The sequence below is a fragment of the Chitinophaga sp. genome (assembly GCF_036569125.1).
Taxonomy (GTDB): domain Bacteria; phylum Bacteroidota; class Bacteroidia; order Chitinophagales; family Chitinophagaceae; genus Chitinophaga.
This window is the reverse complement of sequence record NZ_DATCRF010000698.1, coordinates 1-4,803: the sequence shown is the minus strand read 5'-3', so window position 1 is coordinate 4,803 and position 4,803 is coordinate 1. Positions and strand designations below refer to the sequence as shown.

The 4,803-nt window shown below is 49.3% G+C and carries 6 protein-coding genes; 4 read left to right on the top strand and 2 right to left on the bottom strand.

Going from position 1 to position 4,803, the window contains the following annotated elements; all coding sequences use genetic code 11:
- From VIM87_RS25940 to VIM87_RS25930, 3 genes are all read left to right on the top strand, one after another.
- Positions 1 to 549: M23 family metallopeptidase (locus VIM87_RS25940; RefSeq protein WP_331999803.1), on the top strand; the 549-nt coding region annotated here is incomplete at its 5' end.
- A 109-nt stretch (positions 550 to 658) separates the two neighbouring features.
- The gene (locus VIM87_RS25935; protein ID WP_331999802.1) at positions 659 to 1,201 is read left to right on the top strand and encodes a MerR family transcriptional regulator; all 543 of its coding nucleotides are present in this window, start codon (positions 659 to 661) and stop codon (positions 1,199 to 1,201) included.
- A 10-nt stretch (positions 1,202 to 1,211) separates the two neighbouring features.
- A complete protein-coding gene (locus VIM87_RS25930; protein ID WP_331999801.1) occupies positions 1,212 to 1,724 on the top strand; it encodes a hypothetical protein in 513 nt (170 codons plus the stop codon).
- Positions 1,725 to 1,910: 186 nt separating this feature from the next.
- Here VIM87_RS25930 and VIM87_RS25925 read toward each other — a convergent pair whose 3' ends face one another.
- Positions 1,911 to 3,005 carry a mechanosensitive ion channel family protein gene (locus tag VIM87_RS25925; protein ID WP_331999800.1) on the bottom strand — a complete coding sequence of 365 codons (1,095 nt, stop codon included), beginning with the start codon at positions 3,003 to 3,005 and terminating at the stop codon, positions 1,911 to 1,913.
- Between the two features lie 33 nt (positions 3,006 to 3,038).
- Positions 3,039 to 4,187, bottom strand: a complete 1,149-nt coding sequence (locus VIM87_RS25920; RefSeq protein ID WP_331999799.1) for an amidohydrolase family protein — start codon at positions 4,185 to 4,187, stop codon at positions 3,039 to 3,041.
- A gap of 66 nt (positions 4,188 to 4,253) precedes the next feature.
- On the opposite strand from VIM87_RS25920, the gene VIM87_RS25915 reads away from it, so the two are divergent.
- Positions 4,254 to 4,803: PCRF domain-containing protein (locus tag VIM87_RS25915; protein ID WP_331999798.1), on the top strand; the 550-nt coding region annotated here is incomplete at its 3' end.

Below are 4,803 nucleotides of genomic sequence, written 5' to 3'. Positions count from 1 at the left end.
CTGAACCGCATTAAATCCCAGGAAAAATCTTACACTGAGATAGACGAGCTGGTAAAGAACAAACAAAAAATGCTGGCCTCCATACCAGCCATACAGCCCGTTGCCAATAAAGACCTGAAGCGCATAGCCTCCGGCTTTGGCTACCGTATAGACCCCATTTACAAAACAGTAAAATACCATGCCGGCCTGGATTTCTCCGCCCCCAGCGGCACACCGATCTATGTAACCGGCGATGGGGTGGTTGAAGAAGCAGCCCTGAGTGATGTTGGTTACGGCAACCACGTAGTTGTGCGCCATGGTTACGGCTACAAAACCCTGTACGGGCATATGCTGCGGACCAAAGTAAAGGCCGGGCAAACCGTAAAACGCGGCGATGTACTGGGCTGGGTAGGCAGCACCGGAAAATCCACCGGTCCCCACTGCCACTATGAAGTAATGAAAAACGGCGAAAAAGTAGACCCTGTATATTTCTTCTTTAACGACCTTTCACCGGAAGAATTTGACCGCATGTTAAAAATTGCCCGCTCGGGTAACCAGTCTTTTGATTAATTTGGCCTAGCTTTAAACCGGACGGCAGTACCTGATAATCATCGGAATTTGAGAATATAGCATGGTAATTGCAAAGCTTGACGGATATTTGTCACATTGATTTTCTGCCATGATGCACCAATTGGACCTTTTTGGCTCCCTGGAACCCGCTCCACCACCGGTGGAGAAGGCAGTAACAACACCGCCCGAAGCAGGGGTAGCCGCAGCCGTAAAACATAATACCGCTGCACCCGTAACAACCGCTACGCTTGCGCCGGTGAAAAAAAAGCGCGGGCGTAAATCTTTGAAGGAAGTAAGTGAAGATACAGATGTGATCAAAGAGCTGGATAAAATAGCGCTGGACAAACAATACTACTCCATTAGTGAAGTAGCGGGCATGTTCCGTGTAAACACTTCCCTGATCCGCTACTGGGAAAATGAATTTGATATTCTGCAGCCCAAAAAGAACCGTAAAGGCGACCGCCTTTTCCGGCAGGAGGATATTCACCACCTGAAACTCATTTACCACCTGCTGCGGGAAAGAAAATATACGATCGAAGGCGCCAAACAAAAGCTAAAGGAAGATAAAAAGTTAGCCGCCCGGAATTTTGAAATGGTACAGGCTTTGCTAAAAGTAAGAGGTTTCTTAACAGAACTCAAAGATCAATTATAAAAAAACGGTTATGCGATTAAAATCATTATTACTGGGAGGTTTATTCTTATTTGCTGCAACCCTGGCCCAGGCGCAGAATGGCGGTAAAGTGCTGAAAGGCAAGCTGGATCTGAAGGCGTTAACCAGCGACAGTGCTTATGCCTGGTTTTATACCGGTGTAAATAAATACCAGCCCAATGAAAGTATGCTGAACTATATTAAAGCCAACCGCGATAAATTTAATGTAGTAGCCCTGATAGGTACCTGGGATGCGCAAAGCCGCGACCTGTTCCCGAAGCTGTATAAAGTAATGGTGCTGGCCGGCAGCCCGGAAACACAGATGCTGATCTTTGGCGCAGATGAAAAGCTGGATACGGGCGCACCGCAGGAATATAAGCTGAAAAGAGTACCCACCTTTATTATACAGAAAGAAGGGAAGGAAATAGGCCGCATTTCCGGCGATGTAAATGAATCCGTAGAAGCTGAGATCTCCCGCATTCTGCTGAAGAACGATAACAGCGATAAGAATAAAGGAAATGATTAAATAATGTGCGGATGTGCAAATATGCAGATGTGCAGATGCAGGCACACGCACTTCGCAAAACTTACATAAAAAAAGTCCGGATCAACGATCCGGACTTTTTTTATGTAGCATAGTAATACCTACCAACATATACCAGCATATTACCCCCAATCTGCACATCTGCATATTTGCACATCTGCACATCAATCATCCTCCCAGCTGCACATCAATCCTCGTACTCGGCAGCTTTATACCCCGCTGCTCCAGCGCGCGGATAATGCCCAGGTTCACAGCTTCACGCAGGGCCGCATATTGCAAGCCCTCTATAATATAGGTATTATAGATCACCTGCACCAGGTAGGTATCTTTATTAAAATCATGCAGGTTCACGGTAAAACCGGGCAGCACGCTGCTGTTATTCCGTAATATATCCTGTATATCCTGCAGTATTTTCAGCAGGGTATCGGAAGGTGTTTCTGTGGGCAGCTCCAGCTTCATGGCCACGCGTTGCTGCGTGCGCAGGGTCAGATTGTCCAGGATACTGTCTACCATCTTTTTATTAGGCACGGTTACAAATGTTTTTTCAAGGGTACGGATGCGGGTACTGCGTAGGCCGATCTTTTCCACGGTACCCTGGTAACTGTCTACTTTAACGCTATCGCCTACACGGAAAGGCTTATCAAAGAAAATAATAAAAGAGCCAATGAGGTTCTCTATACTTTCCTTAGCGGCCAAAGCCAGGGCTGCCGCACCTATGCCCAGGCCTGCGATCAGCTTATTCACCAGCTCAGAGCCGAATAAAATGCGTATCAGCACTATAAAGCCCAGTATGGAGATAATGGCTTTGAAAAAGTCCCGGAAGAAAACAATGAACTGGTTATCCGTCATATCTTCCGTGAGATCGGCCTGTTTTTCCAGTATCAGCGCTATAAAATCAATAAGGCGCAGCAGGATCCATAAAATACACACGCAAAAAGCGATCTGCATCAGCGTGCTGGTAAGGTTCTTAAGCGTAAAGCCTTTGTATACCGTTACATTCAGCTCCGGAGGAAACCGGAAGTGATCTATGGTAAGCATAAAGGCCAGCAGCAACAGGAAAAACTCCAGCGGGCGTAATAACAGGTGGGCCAGCTCCCTTCTTTCTATCTGGGGCGAAAGGTGTTTAACCAGGTTAAAACCCAGGGAAGCAATCCCTTTGGAAAGGAACCGTTTAACGGCAAACACTACCAGCAGCACTACTGCCAGTATAATATAGCTGCGTATAGGGTTGCCCAAGATCAACAGGTCCAGGAAAGATTGCATGTTACAGTATTTCAGGCTGCAAATATAATAGTATTAAAGTATATGTGTTCCGCCGTCTCCAATCACCACTACCCCCGGTTGCTTGCCTTTTTCAAAGCTTCCATACCGCTCTTCAATACCCAGTGCGCGGGCGCCATTCAGTGTAGCCCATTGTAGCAGCTCTGCCAGCGGTATTTCCGGGAATTGCGCCTGTATAGCCTGTATCTCCGCCCAAATGGATAAGCGGTGGTTAGAGGCCAGGCTGTCCGTACCCAGGGTAAGGGTAGCGCCCATGCGGCGCAGCAGCATTATATCCGGCAGGCGGCCTTCAATATACAGGTTGGCCAGAGGGCACAGGCACCAGTATACCGGCAGGGCGCGTTGCAGGGCGGCCTGTATATCGGCCGCATCGCTGAAGGTATTATGCACCAGCAGCAAGGGGCTGTTGGCTAAATATGGCAGGCAGGCCTGCAGGCTGCTGGTTTGCGGGGCGGTAAACCCGCTGATGTCCATACCAAAGCGCTGGTAAAAATCCAGGAAAGCGCCGGTTTTATGCAGGTACAGTTCATTTTCTGCTGCACATTCCTGGTTATGGATGCTGAGCGGTGCATTCTCCGGCAACCCGGCCAGCAGCTCAAATAAGGCCGTGCTTACCGAATAAGGGGCATGGGGTACCAGGGAGCTGTTATGCCGGGGGCCGTTCAGCGCCCGGAACTGCTGGTATACTTCCTGGCTTTGGGCCAGCCGCTGGCCGGCAGCTGCCGGAATAAAACCCATGCACTCTATAAAGGAGTGATAATATAATGGGCTGTTTTGCTTCAAAGGCAGTGTAGTGGTGGTATTACAAATATCGCCCACGGCTACAATGCCCTCCTGCAGCATGGCCGTTGCGGCGGCTTCCATGGCAGCCGTTGGGTCAACGGCAAAAGTGCCTCTTTGCGTCATTACCGTAGTAAGGAATGTGGGTAAACCGGTTTTTTCCGGTATTACGCCCTGCATATGGGACAGCTCCAGGTGGCAGTGAGTATTTACAAAACCGGGGCAAAGCATGCCATCCAGTAATTGTACGCCGTCACCGGCATCTGCCCGGTTCAGTATATCCAGTACCGTGCCTTGCTCATCCAGCACCAGCACCTTGTTAGCGCCTAAAAATTGCCTTCCGTTAAACAGATCCGTGCCGCTTAATTTAACCGGTTGGGACATACCTTGTACTATTTTAGTGAATTGGTGTTAATTTTGTGCCCGCCTAATAAGGCATCAAAGATAAACATGATAGATAAACTCGACGCGATAAAAGGCCGGTTTGAGCAGGTGTCACTGGCCCTGACCAACCCGGAAATAGTAAGTGATAACAAGAAATTCAGCAAGCTGAGTAAGGAATACCGGCAGCTGGAAAAGGTGGTAAAGGCCTATGACGCCTACCGCAAGCTGCTGGATGCGCTGGCCTTTAATAAGGAAGTGCTGGAAAGCGGCGACGATGAAATGCGCGAGCTGGCCAAGGAAGAAACCGAATCCCTGCACCAGCAGAAGGAGGAGCAGGAAGCAGCCATCCGCAACCTGCTGATCCCCAAAGACCCGCAGGATGAAAGGAACGCCATCCTGGAAATACGGGGTGGTACCGGCGGCGATGAGGCCAGCCTTTTTGCCGGCGACCTGCTGCGCATGTACCTGCGCTATTGTGAGAACAAGGGCTGGAGCGCTAACCTGATGAGCGAAACCCCCGGTGCAGTAGGCGGTTATAAAGAAGCCGTGGTAGAAGTAAGCGGGGATGATGTATATGGCACCCTTAAATTTGAATCCGGTGTACACCGCGTACAGC

Excerpts from the sequence above, each read along its gene's own strand:
- VIM87_RS25930 (WP_331999801.1), top strand. The coding sequence starts at position 1,212 with ATGCGATTAAAATCATTATTACTGGGAGGTTTATTCTTATTTGCTGCA.
- VIM87_RS25925 (WP_331999800.1), bottom strand. The coding sequence starts at position 3,005 with ATGCAATCTTTCCTGGACCTGTTGATCTTGGGCAACCCTATACGCAGC.
- VIM87_RS25935 (WP_331999802.1), top strand. The coding sequence starts at position 659 with ATGATGCACCAATTGGACCTTTTTGGCTCCCTGGAACCCGCTCCACCA.
- VIM87_RS25920 (WP_331999799.1), bottom strand. The coding sequence starts at position 4,187 with ATGTCCCAACCGGTTAAATTAAGCGGCACGGATCTGTTTAACGGAAGG.